The following is a 25465-nucleotide window of genomic DNA, read 5'->3' as shown; positions in this document are numbered from 1 at the left end:
TTTTCGAAAAAAATTATCCTTTCCCTGACAAAGGGGCCAAACATCATAATAATATTGTTACAGAATCCGTGAAAAAAACAACCTGAATGTATATTTTTAAATGCCATGGACATACTGGATAAAAACCCCCTGTTATATAGGAAAAGGCCGCTGAACTGCCAATTCAGCGGCCTTTTCCGTTTGCGGAACCCTATTATTTCAAAAAGACGAGATTGCGTAATTCCTCTGTCGACAGTTCGGTAATCCAGTTTTCACTCTGGATAATCTGATCGTTGAGGTGCTGTTTTTTCTCAAGCATCGCATCAATTTTTTCCTCCAGCGTCCCTGTGCAGATCAGCTTGTGGACGTGGACGAACCGCTGCTGGCCAATCCTGTAGGCGCGGTCGGTCGCCTGGTTCTCGACGGCTGGGTTCCACCAGCGGTCATAGTGGATGACATGGTTGGCAGCGGTCAGGTTCAGCCCTGTGCCGCCGGCTTTCAGGCTCAGCAGGAACACAGGAAATGCATGCTCCTGGAACTGGGCGATCATTTCGTCCCGTTTCGCTTTCGGCACGCTGCCGTTCAAGAATGGAACATCAATACCAAACTTTCTCTTCAACGCGGCTTTGATCATTTCCCCCATCTCGATGTACTGGGTGAAAATCAGGCAGCTTTCGCCCTGGTCGAGGACCGCGTCTACAAGGTCAACAAGCTTCTCCATCTTGGCCGACCTGGCGACCAAATCCCTCCCGGAAGCGCCGGCGCGAGTGGTTAATGTACCCGGACGTTCTTTTCCTCCAACTATTTCTACAGCAGGGGTTTGGCTGTCATCCAATCTGGCGCCATCTTCTTCCTCGCCGCTTTCCGCCATGCCTGACAATCCGACAGCCTCCCCGGCCATCCACGTTTCCTTCAAATACAGGGCTGGATGGTTGCAAAGCTGCTTCAACTTGCTTAAAAGCTGGAGGATCATTCCTTTCCGTTCAAAGCCGGTCAGCTTCTCAAGCTGGGTGAACGTATCCTGGACAAGCTGCTCATACAGCGAGGCCTGTTCGGCGGTCAGCGGGCAATATTCCTTTTGCTCCTGTTTATCCGGCAGGTTGAGCGCGACATCCTCATCCTTTTTCGTCCTCCTGAGCAGGAATGGGCGGATGAGAGCCTGAAGTTCGCGCACCTTTTCAACCTTTTCTTCCTTTTCGATCGGAATCACGAACCGCTTCTGGAATTGCCCGAGGCTTCCGAGATAGCCATGATTCGTAAAATCGAAAATTGACCACAGCTCGGATAGGCGGTTTTCCATCGGCGTCCCGGTCAAGGCAATGTGATGGAGCCCGCGAAGCTTCCGGACAGCCCGGGACTGCTTCGTGTTCGCGTTTTTAATATTTTGCGCCTCATCAATTGCAATCGCACCCCATTCCATGCGGCTGAACTCTTCTTCATCAAGATGGCTCAGCCCATACGACGTTAGGACGACATCGCTTTCCGCCGCAGTCTCCGCGAAGCTCTCGCCCTTATGCCTGTTGGAGCCGTAATGGAGATGGACGCGCAGGCTAGGGGCAAAACGCTCGAGCTCCTTCTGCCAGTTTCCGAGTACCGAAGTCGGGCAAATGATCAGGGCGGGCTGCCCGGTCCCTTCAGCTGAACCATTTGCTTCGGCGGCCTTTTCTTTTACCGAAAGAAGGTAGGAAATGAGCTGGATTGTTTTCCCGAGCCCCATGTCGTCGGCGAGGACCGCCCCAAAGCCGAATTGGCGCAGGAACAAAAGCCAGCTCATGCCGTGCTGCTGGTAGGGGCGGAGCGTCCCGTTCAGCCCCGCCGGCACATCAACGACAGGAATCTCGTTCAATTCGCCAAGCTGCTTGATCATTTGCTTCCATTGCCGGTTCAGTTCGATCTGGATTTTCGCAAAAGTACGCGGGTTCTCAAGCTCGTCGCCCTCTGGTTCTTCAACAAGTTCCTGCTCAAGCAGGTCGCGGACATGAAGGCCTTCCCGTTCAGCCTTTTTCATCATATCCTGGATTTGCCTGATGAAGTGCGGGTCGAGCTTGACCCAGCGGCCGCGCACATAGACGAGCCTGCGTTGTTCTTCTACAAGCGAACGGAATTCATCCTCGCTCAAATCAACCCCGTTCATCGAGAAGCGCCAGTTGAAATCAAGCATTGCATTGAGGCCGACGAATGACGGCCTGTGGCTCCCCGTACCCTTCAGAGAGGCTTTGACACGGAGGTTTGCGTTTTTCATCGCCTGCCACCAGCCGGGCAATAGGATTTCAACCCCGAGAGCGAGCAGCATTTCGCTTGATTCGGTTAAAAAGATCCACGCTTCTTCCTCGGAAAGGGACGTCTTCAGCCGCCCATATACCCCTAGCGACGGAATCAGTTCCACCCAGCGCTCTTCTTCACGGGCAGCTCTGTCCAGAAATGGCCGCCAGGAGGAAGGGATACTCGAATCATCGGAGCGATACAGCTTATCCGGGTTCTTTTTCCCGCGCAAAAACGTCTCAAGGAGCCAGAAACCTTCTCCATCCTCCGGCTCATCGAGGCGGAGCCCGATCGTGAACGGCGCCTCGTTTTCCTTGATGCCGACCCATTCCAGCCAATTTTCTTCGTCAAAATAACGCGCCAACGCAGCCGCAGGAATATTGCTGCTCTCAAGAAGGCCAAGCTTCGGGCCGAACAGTTCGCGCATTTCGGCGTTCCGGGTCAAATACGAATCGAGGGAAAGATTATACAGTTCCTCGACAAAATCGTAGGCGGTCATCCGGTTGCCTCCCGATTCAAGCTCCTGCTCCCAGAACGAGCTGTCGAATTCATCGCTCACCCGGGCAGGAAGGTGCCAGCGGAATGTCCCGGCTTCCCATGCGGCGAAATCGGGCAGCCATTCTTTCGCCAGAATGCTTTCATAAAGAACGTGGGAGGAGGCAAGGCAAATTTCGGCCGCTTCGTCCCAGTCCCATTCAAAAAAGCGATTGAACGATTCGCGTGCGAAGAGCGTCACAAGCTGCCAGGCGTTCAGCTCAATCACATCAGCTCCGTAATCCTTCATTGGCTCCAGGAACGCGCCATAATAGCTTTCAGGATGGCGGCTGAACAACGGATATTTCCAGGAATCGGGAGGAAGCCATCCACCATTCTTCCCCTGCGCGCCAACCAGGCATCTTTTTTCCTTTACTGTTACAACCAATTTGATAAAAGGTTCCTTATACATCGATTAGCTTGCTCCTTTGGCATTCTTCATGGAAAGCGCGCAGTCGTTTCGTCCGTTCCATAAGTTCGTCAAAAAACGCATTCCACTCAGCCTGCCGCTTCTGCTTCTTATACAAGGTCCGCAATTTCTTCAGCATCCGGACAGCACTCTTGTAGCCCGGGCGGTTCTTGGCGGCAATATGTTTCGCCGCCGCCTGGTGCAGCATTGAAATTACCGCTTCGGGCTGCTCTTTTTCCAGTACCTTCAGCCGCGCAGTGGGCAAGTCCGCGTACTGGTAGCCCATGAACACCTGAAGGTCCGCCCATTTCGCATATTCGCCGCGCTCGAATAAAAGGCTGCCGTAGTCATAATAGCTGTAGGGGAGCGACTGCTGGAGAAGCCTTTCGAGAACATCGCCGCGCCCTGTCCCTTCCACATAAGGGATGGCCGATTCAAGCACGGCCCTGGCAAATTGGGTCCGACCTTGGTAGCCCCCAATCTCGTCCAATGTCCCCCGCAAATTTTGCGTAAGCGCATCAATATAAACGCCGGAGCGGCTCCACTCTTTCTGCGCCGCCAGCTCATCCGTCCAATACAGGAGGAACGGGGCTTTCTCCTGCCCGTCAAGCCCTGACAGTGACTCAATCGCCATCCCATCTTCGGACTGAAGGAAATGGATATGCGCCATCGCAATTTGGACAGGATGGCTGTTTTCTCCCTCGTTCAGGCGGTCCGCGGCTTCCTCAAGCTTCCGGGCCTCGTCTTCAAGGCTCCCTCTCTTTTTAAACAATGCCGACCAAACATTGATATAAAGGAACGCCCGCTCATACGGGACGAGCCTGAGCCCTGACAATAGCCCGCGCACATCCCCCTTCAGGCTCTCGAGAAACGGATCGAATGAAAGTGGCAGCGCCATCCCGGCCAGCTTCTTGGCAATCCGTTCAGCCGACCTTTGCAAATCATCAAACACATGCCCATAATACCGCTCCGCCGTTTCCGCCTGATGGCGAAGCTCCGTTGAAAGCCCGTCGAGCGCACGGAACGAATGCACAATCCCGGCAAGCTCATAAAGAAGCGCCCACTCCTCCCCGCGCGGTGAAGCGGCCCTCAATCGGCGCCAATGGATCCCGAACAACTCGCCGACCACATACGGATTCAAATAATTTTTTGAACGCAGAATCGAGTCGAAACTCTCGGAAAAGGAGTTAAGCCAAGATTGATAATCCCGGTCCGCCACCCCAGTCGACTTCACAATCGTGCGGGCACGCTGCATCCCCCAGTCCGCAGCCTCCTTCTTTTCCCGAACCGGATACCGCCAATCCTCAATCCACTCAGCCACACTGCCTTCCCGGCCATACGCCGCGAAAAACACCGCAACCTGATGCCGGCAAACCCCGCGCCCCGGACACGAACAATCACTCATATCAAAAAACAGCAGCTCCAGCCGCACTTTCGCAGGCACCACATCCTGAACCACCGCCGTAACCGTTTCCTCATCCATCCGCAGCTGCGAAACAAGCCCCTGCCTGTACAGAAGCATCCCCTTCTGTATCAGCCGCGCATCCTCTTCCGAATGCGGCGATAGCATATCCCGAAGCCGTTCCGACACTAAAGCCAAATTCTCATTCCGCATCCGAACACCCCACTTTTTTAAAAATGAACCCTAGTTCCTGCCCGCAGCCCTAAAGCTGCCACGGACAAGGGATACTATCCGACACAAGCCTCCACTACGCCCGTTCTTGCATGCGCCACATGTCAACGCACCCCGATTCCAATCACGGTCCGGAACACCGTCCAATTCCCGTAAAGTGGATTGAGATGCAATGTACACCAAACATCCCTGGCGATTTCCAACGCTGTACAATTTCCACACAACCGGAACCTCCGAACGGCAAAAACCATATTCTTTTATTATAACCAAAACTGGCTTCCAGCAGAAACCCCCGGGGTTTAATTAACGGAAATTGAACTTATGCCCACATAAAATGTGAGGCATTCGAAGTTTATGGCGAGCAACAATTTACCTGGTTTCCAGTTTCAAAATAAGGACAAGCGGGAAAAGAAGCACCACGCAAGTGAAAACTTTTCCGAAGTCGAACTTTGTCACAAAATAGCCATCTATGAAGATACTGGAATACATTTACAACCGACAAAATTTTTAATAGAATGGTGAAAAGTAGCGAAAAAGGAGGCGAAAAAGCGAGTGAAGGAGAACAGCAAGGAAGACGGCCAAAGCATCTTTATAGAAATTCTGAAAAAGGCCTATGATCGTGGACGCACCGAGAATGAGATGACATCAAGAAAAATGATTGAAGATTTAAAAGTAGACTTGAAGAATATGCCGATTGCCCAATCGGATACAATATAATAGAAAAGGAGGGATGCCTGATACGGCACCCCTCCTTTTGATTTTATATAGGTATTCCGCCAGCACCCCTACGGAGAATAATTCATGTTAATTCAAATGGGCTATTTCGGCTTTCAGTTTCTCTTTCGCACCCTTCCGCCAGCTTTTCACAGCGGATACGCTGACATTCTCTTTATCGGCGATTTCTTTAATGGATAGGGCATCCAGGCAAGTGTAAAGAACCCATTTTTTCTGATTTTCGGTCAGGCCCTTGCAATAGGATAGGAGAAGCAGCTCGGGCAAGGTTTCGTCCTCGACGGCTTCACCGGTTAATTCCCAGAATTCCTCACTTTGGTAAACGTTCCTCTCCGCAAAGGTGGCCGATTTTGTGAGTTCGGTCAACATTCGCCCTCTTATAAAGCTATATGCGTAGCCCTCGAAATTCCCTTTTTCCGGATTGAATCCCCTGGTTGCTTCCCAAAGGGCAATCAAGCCTACTTGATAAAATTCGTCTTTATTTTTATAAATTTGCAGCGAGCGGATGATACTGTTAATCATTGGAGCAAACTGATGTGCGATGTACTCAAAGCTTTCCACTTTCGTCCCTTTCAGGAAAGCGCGCTTGCCATTGTATTCCCGGGTACCTTCACCATACAGGCAGCCAAATTGTTTGACGAATCGCGGAAATTGAATTTTCGAGCAGAAAAACGTTCGAAAAAGGTCTTTTTTCAGGGAGAATTAGGGATTTTTAACCTAAAAAGCGGTCGAAAATCAAATTTTATTACTTTTTGAAAAAATTCGGATTATTTTTTCGACAAAGCTTGGCGGCCAGCCTACAGGAAGGGCGGCTACGACTTAAGGCTTAGTTGTTTTTACATTCGCAGGCTGTGGAAACACATGGATTTTTCGTGTATTGTTAAGGCAGGAAGCAAAAACTTCCATAAACTTTTCGCAGCATGATGAAACAATTCGAATGTTTTGTACGTACTAAAGAGTACATGATCAATAGAGTCAGGAGTCGATATTGATATGAATCCATTTCTATCGTTTTTATTAAGGACTTCCGTTGCCATCCCAACCGCCTTTACGACAGGCTTGGTAAGCGCATTCGCATTTAATGTTGGCTGGGGCCTTTCCGCGGGTATATCAATCGTGGGGGGCATTGCCGCGTATAAAACTGTCGGGATGTATACGAATTCGCAGTTTTTGAAGCAGCACCGGCTGACCCGGAAGGAATATCGTTATATAAAGCAGAACTTAGAAGAGGGGAAGCGGAAAATCAGCCGCCTCCACAAGGCCCTTTTTTCAATAAAAAATCTTCCGTCATTGAAGCAGCGGATTGACCTGTTGCGGGTCACGAAGAAAATATACAAGCTGACGAAGGATGAGCCAAAGCGTTTTTACAAGGCCGAGCGCTTTTATTTTTCCCACCTTGATTCGCTTATCGAGCTTGCGGAAAAGTACGCATTCCTCTCCTCGCAGCCGAAGCGGAACACGGAACTTGAATTGATGCTGCACGAAACGCAGCGGACTCTGGACAGCCTGGCGGACGCGGTCGAACAGGATTTATACCATATTATCAAGGACGACATCGACACCCTCGATTTCGAAATCGATGTCGCAAAGCAGGCGCTTGAAAGCCAGAAAAGCACCAAATTCATTGAAGAAAACAGGAGGACCAAATGAACGAGAACAATTCAGCTGCCATGAATACGAATAATTTATTGGATGATATATTGTCAGACCCATTCGGTGCCAAGGAGAATGAAGCAATTGCGCCGGCTCCTGCGGATGGGGGAGGGAAACAGGTTCGGCTGATCGATGTCTTGCCGGAAGAAAACAAAGCGAGAGCATTGCAGCTCGCAAGCCAGATCGACCCGAAAAACCACCAGGCAATGATCTCGTACGGGACACAGGCACAGGCAAAGCTTCTGACCTTCTCGAACACGATGCTCGAGCATGTTCAGAAAAAGGATGTCGGCGAAATCGGTGAAATCATCAACGAGCTGATGAAGCGATTATCCGACGTGAACCCCGAGGAATTGAACGAAGGGAAGAAATCCTTGATTTCGAGGATGTTCGGAAAAATGTCCAACTCGATTCAGGAAGTACTATCGAAGTACCAGAAAACAGGGGCGCAGATTGACCGGATATCCGTGAGGCTAGACCGCAGCAAAAACAGTCTCCTCGCGGACATCGCGATGCTTGAAAAGCTGTATGAGTACAATAAGGAATACTTTAACGCGCTGAATGTGTACATTGCCGCAGGTGAATTGAAATATGAAGAGCTGCAGCGCGAGGTCATTCCCGCTTTGAGAAAGGAAGCGGAAGCCTCAGGGGACCAAATGAAGTTCCAGGAAGTGAACGACATGCTGCAATTTGCCGACCGGCTTGACAAGCGCGTCCACGATTTGAAACTGAGCCGCGAAATGACAATCCAGAGCGCGCCGCAAATCCGCCTGATTCAAAACACGAACCAGGCACTCGCAGAAAAAATCCAATCGTCGATCATGACGGCCATCCCGCTCTGGAAAAACCAGGTCGCGATTGCCCTGACGCTCATCAGGCAACGCCACGCGGTTGAAGCGCAGAAGCAAGTCGCGAAAACAACGAACGAGCTTCTTTTGAAAAACGCGGAAATGCTGAAGACAAACACAATCGAAACCGCCCGTGAAAACGAGCGCGGGATCGTCGAAATTGAAACACTGAAGCGGACACAGGAAAGCCTTGTAAGTACGCTTGAGGAAACGCTCCGCATCCAGGAGGAAGGCCGCAACAAGCGCCGCCAGGCCGAACACGACCTCGCCCTCATGGAAAGCGGCCTCAGGCAGAAACTGCTTGAAATTAAGGGAGATCCTAAATAAATGAATGGACTGCCGGCGTTGGGCCGGCAGTTCTGTTTTTTAAAAAGGAGCAAGCAGTTTTACGGGGGTGTATGTCTTCTTTGGGGTTGGCGGTTAATCTAGGTGGGGCAGTTTATCCTGGTTTGCGGGTAATCTAGGGGTCGGGTGCCTTTTTGGGTTAGGGGACTTATCTGGATTAGGCGGCTTATTCGGTTAAGGCAGCCAAACGAGATTAGGAGGCCTATCCGTGATGAGCACTGCGCAAATAAACGAAGATAACTAGTGAAAATTAACCATAATTTCTTTGTCCGTCTAGTAGGGGTCAGACCCTCACTATATTTTGTGCTTCATTCATAGCTAAGTATTACTAGTCATGTTTTAAGATAACTAGTGAAAAATAACTATGATTAAGGTACGGAATATAGTAGGGGTCAGACCCTCACTATATTATGAGTTTGTTTATAGTTATATTTTGCTAGTCATATTGAAGCTTTCCTCCAGTAATTGGCCAAGGTTTTAACTATAGAATAAACCGGTTTTAGGAGCGTACGATAATTAGGCTTATCTTCTTTTCCAAACCGCTGGAATTTCGACTTTCTTTTCACCGCCACAAGGCAAAAAACCAGCAAAGACAAGCCAAAATAGGAAATCAATCAAACGTTTGATTGATTTCCCATTTGCCGAAAAATGTTGTTTGCAATGACACAAAATTTCTAATGCCGGAAGTCCAATCTTATGGTAAAGTAGTGGAAAATAATGAACTAAAGGAGCCGTAAATGGAATTCAACAGTAGATGGATACTTGGCTGCGGATTGTTCCTCGTAACTGTTAACGGGGTATGCTTTGCCCTCGCAAAGCTGCTTAGCTAAGTTAAGGTATTTCCGGTCCACCGCCAGTTACTTGGCCGCCAAACGCTAAAAAATAAAAAATAAAGCCGGTAATTCGCACCGGCAACTATAAATTCATATGGAGCGGGGAAAAAACTTGATTAATGATTTGGTACAGCCGGTATCAAAACGGCTTTTATTGCTGATGCTCCTTGTCACAGTCGGATCCGAAGCGATCCTGTATTTATCGAGGTACAGCTATTTTTTCTCGGACTTTTACAATTTGATTATGGTTGGTTCGATTGTGTTGGCCTGGAAGCTTCACCCACGGCTTGCACCCGGGCCAAGAAATGCGGGAGCGGATAATGGAGGCGCTCAGTTCTCCTCCGAGTACGACACATTCCTTGGTTTTGGGGGTAGGGCTCCGAAACGGCAGATTGTTTCCCAATTTGCTGTTGTCTTTCTACTGTTTTACCTAGGGTCAATCGTTACGAATTTCTATTCCAATATCCTCTTTAAGGATTTCAATGATAATTACACAAGCTATGTGGAGGATTCCGCTGCGGCGGTTGAAAGCGGATTTGCCGAAAACGGCGGGGAGGAAGCGGTCGCTTTCAAGATATTTGAATGGTTCGACCTCGTCGGATACGATTTCCTTTCCGATACGCTGGCGGGTTTTGAAGAAGTGTACCGAATTTCCTACATGATTCTTTTTCTCATGATTATTAAAAGATTTCTCCCGCAGAAGTGGACAAAGTGGCCAGAGGAAATTTTCCTGATGGCTGTCCTTTTCATCAGTTCGCTCCTGTTTGGGATTGGGCACACCCTCGCCAATCCCCAGCCATGGAGTGTTACGCTAGGCACCATTGCCACATTTACAAATATGGGCCTTATTTTGGGGCTGCTGCTGTTGTGGAGCCGGAATCTCTGGCTTTTGATTGCCGTCCATTCGCTGTACGATATCCTGATGACGGTCCAGTGGTATTACTTTGAGCTGGCTGCCCCAATCTTTTCCGGAGTGTTGATTTTGGCGTGGATCATTGAAACGGCTACCCGGAGAAAACCGACTTTTCAGGAGACCACTGTTAAGTTAGGCGAATAGACACATAGTATTTTATGGAAAAACGCCTGACCTTAAGTGGCCAGGCGTTTCTATTTTTTTAACCTATTTTTCAATAAGTGAGGAATTCAATTCTGGTTCTCTGCCAACCATTTGGATGCCAAGGTCTTTCAAGGCTTGCCGCATGGTTGCGCGTGTTTTGACCGAATTGAAGTTAAGTCCGAGGTTCACAATTGTTTGTGAAATTTCCGGACGGATGCCGGTGATAATCGCTTCGACTCCCGTCAGCCTAAGCGCGCTGAAAATTTGGAACAGCTGGTCGGCAACCATCGTATCGATGACCGGAACCCCGGAAATGTCAAAAATGATTTGCCGGATATCCAGGCGCGTGCTTTCCGATAAAGCTACTTCCATAATCAATTTTGCGCGTCGCGTGTCGATTGACCCGACGAGCGGAACGACTGCGACTCCTTCGACAATTGGAACAACGGGGACCGAAAGCTCTTCAAGCGCCGTGTAAGCAACATTCATCAGCCGGGTTGTATGCGCTTCAAAACCCTCGCCGACAACGCTCGATACCCTGTCCAGTAGCGGGTCAATGATTTTGGAAACATCCAGCATCGTGATGGCCGCGAACTTCTTTTTTTCCAACTCGTCGGTAAAAACATCCCAAACGACAGTCCTGAAAAACGAAACGCTCCTCAGGGAATCAGTCAGCGACACACGATGGCGAATCGCCACTTCGGCAGCCTTCTTTCCCCATTCCTCAATTTCAGGTAAAATGGACTCTCGTTTCCCGGTAAGAGCTTCGCCAAGAAGTGAGATTAATTTTGCGCAAAAATCCACTTTCCGATCAAGGGGCATTTCCAGGTGGGGGAGGCGGAACGTATCATTCTTTTCGAGAATATCCGTTACATTCCTTGCAATTACATGATCATTTGCAATAATTTTCTCACCAATATACTGCAATTCATCCTTCATGAGCATGAACCCCTTTTACATATCTCTTCCATCTATCATATAGTATTTTCATCCATTAGGGCAAAATGCAAGACGGGAAAAAGTTATTTCCGATCATTTGGGAAATCGGAATCTAAAAGGGCAACGGATTCTCCGCTGCCCTTCTACTTTGGATTTTAAATTGGGTGCCAGCCAACCTAGCGCCTGTAACGGTTGCTGAGTACCTTCAACAAAAATTGCTTTTCTTCCGCAGAAAGCATTCTCCAGTTTTTTACTTGAATTTTCATCAAAGTTCACTCCCCGCTTTTAAAAATAAACGCCTTTTCGGCAAACCCCAACTTTTTGCCTGCATCTCCACTATACTTTAGACTTCCATGTAACTGAATAGCGATTCGTTCAACAAATTATGACCGTAATGACCATATTCGGCCAGCTTCTTCCCAATAGTGGACGGCCTTTAGGAAAAAAGGAGGAGCTACAGGCGGAAATTTGCAGAAATCAGTCGATAAAAAATTGGAATAATGAAAATAATTATGAGCTTTGCCCTATAGTCGTATGACTAGTAGTAGGCTAAAATGGACGTGCATTTGAGTAAATAGGTTCCGGGAGGGGATAGGAGTCACCAAATTATCCGGCAGTTTGCAACCTGAACTTCAGCTAAGTAATAGAAAGACAAACTAATGAAGGAGGCATCAGGATTTGAAAGCTCTTAAAAGGCAGTTGTTTATTTTAACAACCATTCTAACCATGCTGGCCGGAACGATTTTTCCGTATGCAGGCAAAGCCAACGCAGAAGAGAATTACATTACAGTCGCCCAGGCGATCGCGAATAACACTGGGAAGGCAACAGTTAAGGGGTATATAGTTGCTTACACAGTAGGCACAAGGAATTACGATTTTGAAGCTCCTTTTGGAGGAAATACAAATATAGCAATTGCGGATTCCGCCACGGAACGCGATCCGGCAAAAATCCTCCCGGTTCAGCTGCCAAGCGGTGATTTCCGCACGACGTTCAACTTACAGTCCAATCCTGGCAACCAAGGTAAGGAAATCCTGGTTACTGGATCACTGGAAGCGTATTTCACAGTACCAGGACTGAAAAATCCAACAGCAATGAGCTTTGTAGGAGAATCGGAACCTGATCCGGAACCGTCCCCGGAAGGACTGAAAATCCACCAAATTCAAGGCTCATCCCATGAATCTCCTTACAAAGACCAGAACGTAAAAGGCGTTCGGGGAATTGTTACTTTTGTGCAAGATGCTAGTAACTTCTACATGCAATCCGCAACCCCTGATAACGATTCAAATACTTCGGAAGGAATCCTAGTCTATAAGCCAACCCACAATGTGAAAGTTGGTGACCTGGTTTCGGTTGACGGCCTTGTTAAGGAATGGGTCCTCGATGGATATTCGGACAAGCTTCAGACAGACCTTGCCATGACTGAACTTAATGCAACGGGAGCAGGTAATTCGGTAACTGTCATCAGCAGAAACCAGCCTCTACCAGAACCATTGGTAATCGGAAAAGACATCTTGCCTCCAACCCAAGTCATCGACAACGACCAATTTAAAAATTTCGACCCAAATGAAGACGGCATCGACTTCTATGAAAGCATCGAAGGAATGCGTGTGGCGATTGAAAACCCAATTGCCACAGCTCCGCAAAAATACGGTGAAATCCCAGTCATCGCCGGCAAAGTGGATGGGAAGCCTTACACGATTGCGGGCGGGACAATTTTAACAAAGGACAATGCGAACCCTGAACGGATGCACATCTTGATGGGAGACAGGAACTTTGTTAACAAAACCGGCGACCGGTTAAACGGAACCGTAACCGGTGTTGTCAGCTACAGCTTCCAGAACTACAAAATCCTGACTGACCGTTCCAGCCTGCCTGAACTGGTGGAAGGTTCTGCGGTACGCGAAACAACTACAATTAAAAAAGAAGCGGACAAGCTTACAGTCGCTTCTTATAACATGGAAAACTACCGGGCTTCCGAAACAGCCAAAACACAAAAAATCGCCGAATCGATTGTGAAAAACCTGAACTCGCCTGACATTCTCGGTCTGGTCGAGGTCCAGGACAACAATGGACCAACAAATGACGGCACGACCGATGCCTCCAAAAACTATCAGGCTCTTATTGATGCAATCAAGGCAGCGGGTGGACCAACTTATGCATGGACCGATATCGCGCCTGAGAACCTGAAGGACGGCGGTGAACCGGGCGGGAACATCCGTGTCGGCTATCTCTACAACCCGGAGAGAGTCCAGTTGGCAACAGGTGCTCCTAAAGGAACAGCCACTCAGGCAGTATCCTACGAAAACGGCTCACTTACCTTGAATCCGGGCCGTATTGACCCAACAAACACAGCATTCAACTCGAGTAGAAAGCCGCTCGCCGCCGAGTTCGTCTTTAACGGCGAAGAAGTGATTGTCATTGCCAACCACTTCAATTCCAAGGGCGGGGACCAGCCGATTTTTGGAAAAAATCAGCCGCCGGTACTTGGCAGTGAAGCACAACGCCTGCAAATCGCGCAAATCGTTAACAACTTTGTGTCCGATGTCCAAACAAAGAATCCGGATGCGAATGTGGTCGTCCTTGGCGACTTGAACGATTTTGAATTCTCCAAGCCGCTTGAAGTGTTGAAAGGCGATGACCTGACAAACCTAATCGAAAGCGTGCCGCTGCCTGAGCGCTATACGTACAACTATCAGGGCAATGCTCAGGTGCTTGATCATATGCTCGTCTCAAATCGCTTGGCAGGTTCATCTGTATTGGATATCGTTCACTTAAATTCGGACTTTACTGAAGCCCAGGGACGGGTAAGTGACCACGACCCGCTTGTGGCCCAGATCGACCTTACTCCAGCACCAGCTGGACCAAAGCCTCTTGACCTTACCATCATGCACGTAAACGACAGCCACGCGCATGTTGAGCAATATCCGAAGCTTGTTACAGCAGTAAATGAAGTCCGCAGCCAGGGGAAGAACAACCTGCTGCTGGACGCGGGTGACGTGTTCTCCGGAACGCTGTACTTCAAGCAATACCAAGGCCTTGCGGATCTTGAATTCATGAACCAGCTCCGCTATGATGCGATGACATTCGGGAACCATGAATTCGATAAGACTTCTGAAACATTGGCTAACTTTATTTCCAAGGCCAACTTCCCGATTGTGAGCGCGAACGTGGATGTAAGCAAGGATGCGGCTCTAGGGAAACTTTTTGAAAATACAATCGCCACCCAGCCTGCAGGCGGTAAAATCTATCCGGCCATCATCAAGGAGATCGATGGTGAAAAGGTCGGAATCTTTGGCCTGACAACAGCCGATACGACATTCCTTGCCAACCCGGCTGATGAAATTGTTTTCAATGATGCAATCGCAAAAGCGAAAGCGACAGTAGCGGCCTTGAAGGAGCAAGGGGTTAACAAAATCATTGCCCTTTCCCATCTTGGCTATGTGCCTGACCAGGAGCTCGCTGCGAAAGTCGAAGGCATCGACGTTATCGTTGGCGGCCACTCGCATACAAAGCTGGACAAGCCTGTCCTGGTGCAAAAAGCAGAGCCGACGCTGATTGTCCAGGCGAATGAGTATCTGAACTATCTCGGCAAGCTTGAAGTCTCGTTTGACGAAAATGGAGTCATCACAAGCCATAGCGGCGTTCTGCTCGATCTAAAAAATTACACGGCAGATGCTACAGCGGCAGCACGTGTCGCAGAGCTTAGGGCTCCTCTTGATGAATTAAGGAAACAGGTCGTCGGACATACAACTGTTCCATTGAACGGTGTCCGTGACGATGTCCGATCAAAGGAAACGAACCTTGGGAACATGATTGCCGATGCAATGGCAGCTAAAGCGAATGAGTCACTGCCGACAACAATTGCAATTCAAAATGGCGGCGGCATCCGTGCATCGATTGACGTAGGTGACATTACCCTTGGTGAAATCCTTGAAGTGATGCCATTTGAGAACCAACTGGTTACTCTTGAACTGACAGGCGCGGAAATTTGGCAGGCGCTTGAAAACGGCGTTTCACAGGTGGAAACGAAGCAGGGCAAGTTCCCGCAAGTATCGGGGCTGCGCTTCCAATACGACCCAGCTAAGCCTGCATACAACCGTGTTTGGAGTGTTGAAGTAAAGAACGGTGACAAGTACGAAGCGATTGACCTGAACAAAACGTACCGCGTTGCAACAAATGCATTCGTTGCCGACGGCGGGGATGGGKACACATCCTTCAAAAAAGCAAAGGATGAAGGCCGTATCAATGAATTGTTCGTCGTCGACTTTGAAGTGCTTGCTTCCTATATCGAAAAGAACAGCCCGATTTCACCAACAATCGAAGGGCGAATCATTGCCGGACAACATCCTCCGCAAATCGTAACCGGCTGGGTTGAAAAGGACGGACAATGGTTCTACTATGATGCGGAGGGCAAGAAGGTTACCGGATGGCTTGAGCTTGAAGGCAAAAAGTACTACCTTGACCCTACAGCTGACGGCGCCCGGGTGAGTGGCTGGAAAACAATTGACGGTTCAACCTACTACTTCAATGACGAAGGAGTCATGCAGGTAGGGCCAGTCACAATCGGCGGCAAGACCTATCTCTTTAACGAGGAAGGTGTCCAGCAGACAGACAAGTGGTCGGAGTATGATGGATGGTGGTACCACCTCGACAAAGATGGTGTTGTTAAGAAAAAGCAAAAGAACGCGCCTCCTGGGCAGATTGGCAACACGCCTGGCCAAGGCGGAAGCCAGCCTCCAGGACAATCCGGTGAAACCCCTGGGAAGGGTAAAAAATCTGCATAAAGCACAAAAAGAAGCACCCGGCGGCCATTTTTGGCTCCGGGTGCTCATTTGGTTATAAACCTATGAACTTATAAAAAATAAAAAAAGAGGTGCAGCAAATCCGCAACCCCTCAATACTTAAGTTTTGATGATCGAAAGCTTACCGCCCGCAAGATGAACAGCTTTTCCTGTAAGGTTAACCTGCTCCAATTTCCGGCTTTTATTTTCATCCCTTCAACTCCCCTTTTCTTCTCCTGACATTTCCCTCCTTAGTGGAGGGCCATACCTTTTGTTACCATTTTCTTAATTTTCCTTTACCGCGATTCGGTTCTGGATAAACGATGAATCGTCCTGCAAATTAGGTGCAAATCGGACAAGCTTTTACGTGGTTCAACTGTTCGGAGTGTAGAAGCTGGCGAATGGAAAAGAGGGGAGGTGAATGGTGACGAAAAAAACTTGGGGGAAGTCGAGATGGATTTTACATTGTAAGGTCTCTGGAAAAGTAATCCTCCGGAAAAATACTAAAGAAATGAAAAAGAGGCTTTTAATAGCCTCAATTCTTGTATGGAAAAGTAATAATAAAAGCCGTTCCTTTGTTCGGGCCCTCACTTTCCACATTGATCCGGCCTTTATGGTCTTGAATGATTTTATAGGAGACCATAAGCCCAAGCCCGTTGCCGGTCGCTTTTGTTGTGAAAAATGGTTCGCCGAGCTTCTTTAATTGCTCATCGGTCATGCCGATGCCAGTGTCTTCTATAATGACGGCTACTTCCTTGGCGCGCTCCTCAATGGAAATCGTCACAATCCCGCCATTTGGAATCGCCTCAATCGCATTTTTAAGGATATTGAGGAACACCTGCTTTAGCTGGTTCTTTTCTCCGGAAATCAAGACTTCATCCCTTGGGAAGTGGGATATGATAATCACATTTCTCAACAATGCTTCAGGTTCAAGGAATCTTGCCGCCCCTTGTAAAATGGCAGCGAGATTGCATTTTGAGTAATCAGCCTGATGGGGCCTTGCGAAAATCATAAAGTCACTGACAATTGAATTGATCCGGTCGATTTCATCGAGAATTGTTTTTGTGAAAACGGTTTCATTTGTTGTCTCCGTGAGAAGCTGGACGAACCCTTTTATTGTTGTCAGCGGATTGCGGATTTCATGTGCGAACCCTGCGGCTAGTTCCCCGACCATTGAAAGTTTCTCCGCCTTCTGAAGGGTTTCCTCCGTCCGTTTTTTCTCGGTAATATCGTACTGGATGGAAATGTGCTTGTACTTTTTTCCGTTCCTATCAAGAAAAGGCACAATCGTTGTATCCACCCAAAAAGTCGTGCCATCCTTGGCCCTGTTGAGGATTTCCCCGTTCCAGACCTTTCCCGCAGAGACCTCTTCCCACAGTTCATCGAAATATTCCATCGGGTGGTAACCGGAATAGAGCATCGCGGGGGTTTTTCCAATTAATTCTTCAGGCGTGTATTTTGTAACCTCGCAATACTTTTTGTTTACATAAATGAACCGGTCGTTTTCATCCATAACAGAGAAAATCGTCGCTTCATTTAAGGCTTTCTTCAGCTCCGCAAGCTCATTAAGGGTCACCTTAAGCCCTTCGGCTGATTCGTCCAATGCGTACCTCGTTGTTGAAAGGATATCATTATAATGCGTAACGACTGAAGACAGGACTGCATGATACAGGGGGTCAAGTATTTTCATGCATTCAAAAAAGTCGCCTGGCGTAATGGAACCAGTTTCAATCTCTTTTTCAAAAAGGTCGAATACGGCTGTCCGTGTTTCATTTAGGAGGCCAATGCTTGTATCAAGCGAGCCGCTTCCGCCCACGGACTTTCGCCCCAGCAAATTGGCGAAGGAAAATAAATCGGCCTTAATGGTTGGGCTCTGTTCCGCAAGATATTCCCCAACCAAATAATAGAGGTAACCTTGCATATAGCGTTTATTATCGAGCTTGCTATAAATGGCGCTATATTGATTGCCATCCCGGGGTAAGTTCAAAAAACCGGCCACATCTCCGCTCAATTCTTTGATCTTCCGGCCCAGGTACTTCATTTGATTGTTCATGACTCCCCCTCCGCAAAACATGGCATACGAAGACGTACTGAAAGACCCCTCCGGAATAAGGTGAGAAATAGCCAGTATATCCTATTACTAGTATAAATTTCCCAAGCAGTTTTGTAAACTTGTAGACTGCAAAAAGGGATTTTCATAGGACGGAAAAAAAGGCACCCCATAGGATGCCTTCGAAAAATTAATGCTTATTGAAAAGGGCTATTTTAATAGAACCGCTTAAAGCTTTCAAAACGAGCTTTGTAATATGGGTCATCAAGGCTTGTAATTGTAACCCCGATTACGGCGTCAGCGTGAAGAAACAGGTTGTCCCCCAGGTAGATACCCATATGGGAGATTCCCTTTTTGTATGTATTTTCAAAAAACACAAGGTCTCCTGGCGCTGGTTTATCAACTTCATAGGAACGATTATAGTAGCCTTCAGCCGAGTGGCGGACAAGCTGGGTTCCTGTTTGGTTGTTTACATAATAAATGAATCCGCTGCAATCAAAACCTTCAAGAGTTGAACCGCCCCACACATACGGGGTGCCTATCAGGTTTTTGCCTAAGGATATCACGGTCGGAACAGTGTCATTATTTCCAGGTGTGGCAGTCTGAGGCGTCTCGGCAAGTGCCGGAACCTTCAATACCTGGCCAACTCTGATCATATCCGAAGATAGGCCATTCATTGCCTTCAGATTTTCCACGGTCGTATTGAATTGCAGGCCGATCTTCCCAAGTGTATCTCCGTTCACAACAACGTAGGAACCGAAGCTGCCAGAAGATGGATGAGCTGTAGCAGGCGGCTTAGCCTGCTGGACTGGCGGAGCCTTTGCCGGTTCAGTTGGTACTTTTGGTTTTTCGGCAGGCTTAGCAGGCGCTGGAACTACTGGCTTAGTATTTCCAGTGGATGCCGCCTGGAGCTTAAGAACCTGGCCAACATAAATCGTATCGTTTTTCAGATTGTTCAAGGTCTTTAAATCAGCAATTGATATGCCTGTTTTCAGAGTAATGGCGCTTAACGAGTCGCCTTTTACGACTGTATAGGTGATTGGCTTAGCCTGGTTGGCGGTGGCAGTCGGCTTGGTTTGGTTAGCGGTGGCGGCCGGTTTAGCCGAGACCGAAGTTGATCCGGAATCAGGCAATACAAGCTTTTGGTTTAGGAAAATTGTATCGGAGGCCAGTTTGTTCAGCTTTTTCAGGTCAGCCACGGATGAATTCGTCTTAGCCGCGATTCCGGAAAGTGTATCGCCTTTCTTCACGGTATATAGTTCAGAAGCCGATGCGGCCGAGGCATATGCTATTGATAGAAGTGCAACGGTCGCAAAGGTGGCTGCTGCTTTCTTCATCACTTCACCTCCATGGAGTATTCTGGTACAGAATATTTTACCATAAGAAACAAACTTGGCTAACCCTTTTTTGAAAAATAAGTCGAAATATGGATGTGGCAAATCGTATTGAAGAGAAGTGAGAAGAAATGCCGAGGAAGAAAACCAGTTTTACCATAAATATGATAATGCGGACAACCGAGCCAATAGAGTAAGATAATTTCAGGTTTGTCATTAATCAGGCCTGCACAATACATCATGAAGGTGGTTACATCCTTGGCTAAAATGAATAAGAAAGCGGTGCAACTGGCTATGCTCGCTTCGGCAGCGGCAGTTTCCATTGCGGCAGTAAATCCACACCAGGCGGAAGCGGCGTCAACAGCGGAAAGCCTTGTCGTAAAGGCGGAAGCTAACAAGGTGATTCTCATCCGCGCGACATCGGTTGACTACAATGCAAACCCGGCTGTCCAACCGTGGACCGAGTACAACAAAGCAAAGAAAGATTATGCAGCCGCTAAAGCAGCAGTTGCGAAAGCACCCGCGAAGGAAAGGGAGAAGCTGAACGCCCGCCTTGACATCGTCAAAATGTGGATCGACCGGACAGCCGCGTATATCGATGCGATTTCATCCGGCAGGAAACTTGCTGCACTGCAGAGCCAGCTTAACAGCAGCCTCGACAAGGCGGACTTTGTAAAAGCAACCGCCACATACCATACGTTGTCCTATGAAATTAAGAAACAGGCGAAAATCCTCTATAAAGTGTATGGCCAATCAACACGCCAGGCAATCCTTGAGGCGTACAAGCTACCCGCCGAAAAAGCCAAGGCAGATGCATTGTACCCAATCAGCATTTACATTGAAATCGGCCGTTTGGGAACAGCCCTTGAGGCAGGCGATGAAACATCGGCAAGGAAGTTCCACGACAACATTGTTGCCTGGTTCGAGGAACTTGAGGACGAGGACACTGCCTACGCGCTTCTTGAGTATTATATTGAGACGGTTTCTCCTTATCTTGATGTCCAGGAGGAAATCAGCCACATCCTTGTTGATGACAATTATGAACTGGCGACAGGCGATCCGAACGCCTATGGATTTTACGCTTTCTCATTTTATAATGAAGAAGGAGAGGAAATCTTCCCGGATCCGTTTGAGCAGGGCTATATGATTAAAGATGACAAAGGCTTCTTCCGTGAAGACGGCACCCTTGCCGAGGCATACGCGAAAACCGGAATACCAAAAACGGAAACAGGTACTGTTAAAATCCAGCTCCTAAAAAGCGAAACCGGAGAGGTAGTAGCGGAAAATACGGTTCCGTTAGTGGAAAGCCTTCTATATTGGAGCCTTGATGCAGGAAAGCTGGTGGATGAAAGTGGAAATCCGGCTGCAACTTTAGCTATAGGACAAACATATCAATTCGTTCCAACTAAAGCGACGGACCAAAACGATGAGGTCATTGGCGACGATCCAGGTGAAACTCTGAAACTCGAAGATTTTAAAGGGATCACCTATAAATCTCAAAACCCCGAAATCTTTACTGTCGATGAATCAGGGAAAGTGACGGCGGTTGAATCTGGAAAAGCGAGCCTGGTCGTAACGTACAATGGCTGGTATATGACAATTCTGGTGAATGTTGAAACATCAGCGAAATAATATTGAACCCCCCAATCCAATAAGTGGATTAGGGGGTTTTTTATGTATATTTAGAATTTTGTGTGACTTTAGTCATATAAAAACAACAATTCTTCCTCTTGAGGTACAAGTTTCCAACAAAACCATAAATTGTTTCCAATTTTTCGCCAAATATATACATATAAAACTAGATATCTCCAAGTAAATGTATTATTATAGTAAATGTGAAAGGTGCTGGTAGGCCGCTCAATACTTACCTATTTTCACAGTATTTCTAAAGTACATACAGGAAATTCATATATTAGTTGATATTTCCAAAGTGCTTTAGTATAATTGTCGTTAAGTTTGTAAGGCGATGGTTTGTGCCTTTACAGGCGGAAACTGTCGTACTACTAAAATACCGAAAGGGGAAAACCAGACTTATGAAGAAAAAGGCAATTAAAATCGCCGCTGCTTCAGCAGTCGCTGCTTCCGCATTCGTTGCTGCAGCACCAGTTCAAACTGATGCTGCAAACAATGCCCAGACAGAAGTAAGCAAAGCGATCACCCAAATCAAAAAAGCGTATCACACGTACAGCGATGTAACAGCTGACGGAAAGTTTGCTGACCTGGCAGACGTTTACAAAGAGTACAATGCTGCAAAAGCATCTTATGCTAATGCAAAAAAGGCTCTTAGCAATTATAGCGGCAAAGACAAGGACGCTCTTCTTGCAAGCCTTGATTTTTATTACAGCGACTACATCGGTAAGCGTGTTATTACATACATCGACGCTTACAACTACGCAACAAAATTAGATGAAAAGCGTGAAGATCTTGCCAAAGCTCTTAACGACAAGAACTGGGATGAAGCAGAAAAGCAATATCATGCCATTTCTTACGAATTGAAAACTCGCACAGTAATTCTTGATCGTGTATACGGTAAGACTGCACGTGAATTGCTTCGCAGCGAGTTCAAAGCAGAAGCTCAAGCGCTACGCGACAGCATCGCTGTTGAAGTAACAATCAAAATGGCTGTTGAAGCAGCAACGAAAGAGCTTGCTGAAAAGGATTTTGAAGGTGCTAAAGTACAAATCGATAAAATCGACAAGTTCCTAGCTGACCTTGATAAGAACAGCGAATTCGGCAAATATCTTGCTCCACTAGTAGATAAAGTAAAAGACGAATACAATGGCGGCATTGCCCTTCCTAAGGTTCAAAGCGTAACTGCTGTTAACGGAACAGTAACAGTAAACTTTGACAAAGCTTTGGAAGCTGCTCCTACAACAGCTGACCTAGTTGTTGTTCAATCAATCAACGGCGCTGAAGGAAAAGCTGTAACTCCATCTGCTGTGGCTCTTAGCGAAGACAAGAAAGTTGTTACAGTGACTGTACCTAAGGTTGAAGCAACTACTGCTGACCAGGCAGTTGTATACAGCGTAGCTTACAAAGCTGCTCCAGCTGTTGCTGCTGCTTCTTTCAAAGTTGAAGCCGCTGCTGCAAACGTAAAAGGTTTATCAGTTGCCAACGCTAAGACTTTGAAAGTAGAACTTAGCAACAAAATTGAATCTCTAGAAGGCCTTACTTTCACAGTTAAGCGCGGTACAACAACTATCGTATTAACTCCAAAGCTTTCTGAAGACAAACAGTCTGTTGAACTTTCTTCAGCAACTAACCTTGTTGCCGGTGACTACACTGTTACTGTAACAGGCGGCCAGTTTAAGGATGGTTCCAACACTGCATCTGTTACTGTAGCTGCTCAAAAGGTTGCTAAGATTGAAGTTCTTTCCACTCAAGCAGTTAAATCAGCAACTTCTACTGACACTGTGACAGTTGGATACTCTGTAAAAGACCAGTACGGCACTGACATTACGAAGGACGCTCTTGCAGCTAACATTCAGTGGGCTTCTTCTGTAGGCACTGCTAACGATGATAACAATGGTAAAGTTACAATTGTTAAAGGTTCAGAGATTAAGAAGGGCGATACTATCGTTCTTACTGGGGTAGACGGAACAACTGGAACAACAGTTGTAGCTAACTTGACTGCATCTGATGCGGCTACTCTTCAAACTTTAACTTTCGGAGCACTTAAGTACCCAACAAATAAAACTAGAGTTGAAGTTAACCAAGCGACAGCAGTTGACCTTGAGGTTAATGCAGTTGATCAATATGGAAATAACGTCACTAATGCAACTGCACTAAATGCATCAACTACAATCATTGATTCTGATGCAAATGCATCCGCATCTTTTGTAACGGTTGACGGCAAAGCGTATTTGCGCTTAAACACAACTGGAATGACAGCAGCTAAGCCTGTAATCGTGACAGTGGTAATCAATGCAACTGGCCAGGTTGTTAACTACACATTTGATGTAGTGAAAGCTCCAGAAGCTGCTGAGGTTTCTGTAGTTGCTCCAACAGCTACAATTGCTGCGGGTGATGGCGCTAAAACACTAGTTGCAACATTAAATGTAAAAGATCAATTTGGTGCTGACATGACTGCTGACCAAATTGTTGCTGCTGCTGCTGCAGGCGCATTCACATTTACATCTTCCAATAGCAATGTAATTGAAAGTAGAAATCTTGGAATTGAAACAACTGGTACAAATAAAGGTAAACTAGTGAACACTGGAGCATTTGGTGATGTAAAAGGTACAGCTACCATTACAGTAACAGTTAATGCTACAGGAAAGTCATCTAGCTTTGTTTTAGATGTTAATGAAGCTCGTAAAGCTGCTACAATCGAGCTTCCTTCAACGCTTGTTAGCAATCTTATCCAAGGTGCTTCTACATCTACTAAGCTTGCGTTTAAGGATCAGTATGGTAAGGATTTTGACGTAACTGCAAACATTTCTAACCATGCTGTAAAGGTATCTGTTTCAAAAGTATCAGGTGATGATGCTGGATTAACTGTAACTGCACCAGATGGTCAATCAACCTCAGGTGATTCGATTACAGTGGTTGATGAATCAACATTTGATGCAAATGCTACTAATTCATTTGGAATCGCTGCTCAGGCTGGCAAAAAAGGTTCTTACACTGTTACCTTCCAGTTTGTAAATACAACAACTAACGATGTATTAAGCCAAGTTTCTAAAACATTCGTTGTTGCAGAGAACGTATCAACTGGTTTAACATACTCTGTTGCTGATATTCCAACTCTTTATAAAGCTGGATCAGGTCAGGACGGAACTACATCTGACATTTCTTCGACTGATATTGCAGCGGGCTATGCTAAGCAAGTCTCAATCAAAGCTACTGATGCAGCTGGAAACAAATATGTAATTCCTTCAACTGCAATAGTTAGCGTGTCTTCAAACAATGCCAATATTTTGGTTCAAAATGTTGGTGGTAAGTGGTATGTAGCTGGAGCCAATAGCGCTATTACTTCCGACGTAAATGGCCAAGTATCGGTTGTCGTCAATACAAACGATGGAGTACGGACAATTACGAAAGATGTAAAAGTTTCAGCTCAAGCTTTAACTGCTCAATCCGTTGAAGTGAAGGACAAAACTGCTGGCACTTCTGGAGCAGTTGATAAAACTAACGTAACAATTACATCTTCTACGACAACAACAGACCAAGCGTTTGTTTGGGTTACTGACCAGTTTGGTGGATATACGTTGGGTAGCACTGCTCTCGATTCTATTTCCATCATTCCACAGACCGGAGAAGTTACAGGAAATGTGAGTGTTACTAATGGAGTTATCGACTTTAGCGGAGTTGGTAGCAAAGATAAGAATGATAAATTCCGTGTAATCTTCATAAAAGACGGTAAGTCTGATTTTATTGACGTAACAGTTGGGGAGTAAGTTGGACTAAGTCTTAAATTAAATAAAGCCTTGTAGATATAAAAGTCTACAAGGCTTTATTATTGCGTAAAGTGAATTGAAAGTTTTGATTTCTTTTACAAATAAGTTAAGACCGGCAATAAAGAATAGGAGAAATTTGTATAATATAAAAGACGAAAAAAAGGGACCAATTATGCCAAAAACAAATATTATTTTTCTTTTTTTTGTAGTTTTGACTTTAATAACATTAATTACAGTTAATTTCACAGGGAAAAATCAAGATAAGGTTTTTGAAGAGTCATTTCAAAAGTATGAGTATGCCATTTCATTATTAGAAAAAACAGATAAAAATTCAAACGAAATTGAAACAGCAATAAAAATACTAAATGATCTTAATAAGCAACAACCAGGATCGGTAGCTATTACCCAAAATTTAGGTATTGCATATGCTATGAAAGAAGATTATAGTTCAGCAGCTAGACAATATAAAAAGGCACTTGAAATAAAGCCGTTTTTGTCTACCGAACCAATATTTATGCTTCAATTTGGAGAAATGTTGTATTTCAGCAATCAAAAGCAGGAAGCAAAATTAGTCCTGGAGAAAGCCAAAACCCTTTATGGCCAAGAAGTAGACGAGAAATACCACAGTAGGGTTGATGAATTGCTCGGTACGATTTGAGTAATTGCTATGGAGGAA

At 46.6% G+C, this 25465-nt stretch carries 14 protein-coding genes; 8 read left to right on the top strand and 6 right to left on the bottom strand.

Translation table 11 applies throughout. From position 1 onward, the window contains the following. Nucleotides 1-193 precede the first annotated feature (193 nt). Together ADU24_RS20265 and ADU24_RS20260 are read right to left on the bottom strand one after the other, a co-directional pair. On the bottom strand, nt 194-3187 hold the full coding sequence (locus ADU24_RS20265; RefSeq protein WP_053368336.1) for a DEAD/DEAH box helicase: 2994 nt from the start codon (nt 3185-3187) through the stop codon (nt 194-196). Then, complete coding sequence (locus ADU24_RS20260; protein WP_053368335.1) at nt 3180-4799, bottom strand: SWIM zinc finger family protein; 1620 nt, start codon at nt 4797-4799, stop codon at nt 3180-3182. Before ADU24_RS20260 ends, ADU24_RS20265 begins: the two co-directional genes overlap by 8 nt. A gap of 570 nt (nt 4800-5369) precedes the next feature. Between ADU24_RS20260 and ADU24_RS23200 the strand changes: the two genes are divergently transcribed. Further along, nucleotides 5370-5534, top strand: coding sequence for a hypothetical protein (locus tag ADU24_RS23200; RefSeq protein WP_156324651.1), 165 nt, complete (start codon nt 5370-5372; stop codon nt 5532-5534). Nucleotides 5535-5621: 87 nt separating this feature from the next. Here the strand turns inward: ADU24_RS23200 and ADU24_RS20255 are convergent, their stop codons facing one another. Further along, entirely contained in the window at nt 5622-6110 is a 489-nt protein-coding gene (locus tag ADU24_RS20255; RefSeq protein WP_053368334.1) for a sigma-70 family RNA polymerase sigma factor, read from the bottom strand. Between the two features lie 432 nt (nt 6111-6542). Here ADU24_RS20255 and ADU24_RS20250 point away from each other — a divergent pair, with 432 nt between their 5' ends. From ADU24_RS20250 to ADU24_RS20240, 3 genes are all read left to right on the top strand, one after another. Then, the gene (locus ADU24_RS20250; RefSeq protein WP_053368333.1) at nt 6543-7199 is read left to right on the top strand and encodes a 5-bromo-4-chloroindolyl phosphate hydrolysis family protein; all 657 of its coding nucleotides are present in this window, start codon (nt 6543-6545) and stop codon (nt 7197-7199) included. Further along, nucleotides 7196-8377 carry a toxic anion resistance protein gene (locus tag ADU24_RS20245; RefSeq protein WP_053368332.1) on the top strand — a complete coding sequence of 394 codons (1182 nt, stop codon included), beginning with the start codon at nt 7196-7198 and terminating at the stop codon, nt 8375-8377. Before ADU24_RS20250 ends, ADU24_RS20245 begins: the two co-directional genes overlap by 4 nt. A gap of 963 nt (nt 8378-9340) precedes the next feature. Next, the gene (locus ADU24_RS20240; RefSeq protein ID WP_053368331.1) at nt 9341-10285 is read left to right on the top strand and encodes a CPBP family glutamic-type intramembrane protease; all 945 of its coding nucleotides are present in this window, start codon (nt 9341-9343) and stop codon (nt 10283-10285) included. A gap of 63 nt (nt 10286-10348) precedes the next feature. Here the strand turns inward: ADU24_RS20240 and ADU24_RS20235 are convergent, their stop codons facing one another. Further along, nucleotides 10349-11224, bottom strand: coding sequence for an STAS domain-containing protein (locus ADU24_RS20235; protein ID WP_053368330.1), 876 nt, complete (start codon nt 11222-11224; stop codon nt 10349-10351). 678 nt (nt 11225-11902) lie between these two features. Here ADU24_RS20235 and ADU24_RS20230 point away from each other — a divergent pair. Next, nucleotides 11903-16009: a 5'-nucleotidase C-terminal domain-containing protein gene (locus ADU24_RS20230; protein ID WP_053368329.1), complete on the top strand. Its 4107-nt coding sequence runs from the start codon at nt 11903-11905 to the stop codon at nt 16007-16009. 532 nt (nt 16010-16541) lie between these two features. On the opposite strand, the gene ADU24_RS20225 is transcribed toward ADU24_RS20230, so the two are convergent. Both ADU24_RS20225 and ADU24_RS20220 read right to left on the bottom strand, forming a co-directional pair. Beyond that, entirely contained in the window at nt 16542-18059 is a 1518-nt protein-coding gene (locus tag ADU24_RS20225) for an ATP-binding protein (RefSeq protein WP_053368328.1), read from the bottom strand. A 212-nt stretch (nt 18060-18271) separates the two neighbouring features. After that, the gene (locus ADU24_RS20220) at nt 18272-19393 is read right to left on the bottom strand and encodes a C40 family peptidase (protein WP_053368327.1); all 1122 of its coding nucleotides are present in this window, start codon (nt 19391-19393) and stop codon (nt 18272-18274) included. A gap of 264 nt (nt 19394-19657) precedes the next feature. Between ADU24_RS20220 and ADU24_RS20215 the strand changes: the two genes are divergently transcribed. The 3 genes from ADU24_RS20215 (at nt 19658) to ADU24_RS20205 (ending at nt 25447) form a co-directional block, all read left to right on the top strand. Further along, complete coding sequence (locus tag ADU24_RS20215) at nt 19658-21022, top strand: hypothetical protein (RefSeq protein WP_231689709.1); 1365 nt, start codon at nt 19658-19660, stop codon at nt 21020-21022. 401 nt (nt 21023-21423) lie between these two features. Then, nucleotides 21424-24789, top strand: coding sequence for a hypothetical protein (locus ADU24_RS20210; RefSeq protein WP_053368325.1), 3366 nt, complete (start codon nt 21424-21426; stop codon nt 24787-24789). 172 nt (nt 24790-24961) lie between these two features. Further along, complete coding sequence (locus ADU24_RS20205; RefSeq protein ID WP_156324650.1) at nt 24962-25447, top strand: tetratricopeptide repeat protein; 486 nt, start codon at nt 24962-24964, stop codon at nt 25445-25447. Nucleotides 25448-25465: the final 18 nt, after the last annotated feature.

It is taken from the genome of Bacillus sp. FJAT-27245 (genome assembly GCF_001273955.1).
Lineage (GTDB): Bacteria > Bacillota > Bacilli > Bacillales > Cytobacillaceae > Bacillus_D.
Note: the sequence above shows the minus strand (reverse complement) of the source record. Positions and strands in the feature narration are given on the sequence as shown.

What these genes read in the sequence shown, in the direction of transcription:
- ADU24_RS20265 (WP_053368336.1), bottom strand. Translation starts at nt 3,187, where the DNA reads ATGTATAAGGAACCTTTTATCAAATTGGTTGTAACAGTAAAGGAAAAA.
- ADU24_RS20260 (WP_053368335.1), bottom strand. Translation starts at nt 4,799, where the DNA reads ATGCGGAATGAGAATTTGGCTTTAGTGTCGGAACGGCTTCGGGATATG.
- ADU24_RS20250 (WP_053368333.1), top strand. Translation starts at nt 6,543, where the DNA reads ATGAATCCATTTCTATCGTTTTTATTAAGGACTTCCGTTGCCATCCCA.
- ADU24_RS20245 (WP_053368332.1), top strand. Translation starts at nt 7,196, where the DNA reads ATGAACGAGAACAATTCAGCTGCCATGAATACGAATAATTTATTGGAT.
- ADU24_RS20235 (WP_053368330.1), bottom strand. Translation starts at nt 11,224, where the DNA reads ATGAAGGATGAATTGCAGTATATTGGTGAGAAAATTATTGCAAATGAT.
- ADU24_RS20225 (WP_053368328.1), bottom strand. Translation starts at nt 18,059, where the DNA reads ATGAACAATCAAATGAAGTACCTGGGCCGGAAGATCAAAGAATTGAGC.
- ADU24_RS20220 (WP_053368327.1), bottom strand. Translation starts at nt 19,393, where the DNA reads ATGAAGAAAGCAGCAGCCACCTTTGCGACCGTTGCACTTCTATCAATA.
- ADU24_RS20215 (WP_231689709.1), top strand. Translation starts at nt 19,658, where the DNA reads ATGAATAAGAAAGCGGTGCAACTGGCTATGCTCGCTTCGGCAGCGGCA.
- ADU24_RS20210 (WP_053368325.1), top strand. Translation starts at nt 21,424, where the DNA reads ATGAAGAAAAAGGCAATTAAAATCGCCGCTGCTTCAGCAGTCGCTGCT.
- ADU24_RS20205 (WP_156324650.1), top strand. Translation starts at nt 24,962, where the DNA reads ATGCCAAAAACAAATATTATTTTTCTTTTTTTTGTAGTTTTGACTTTA.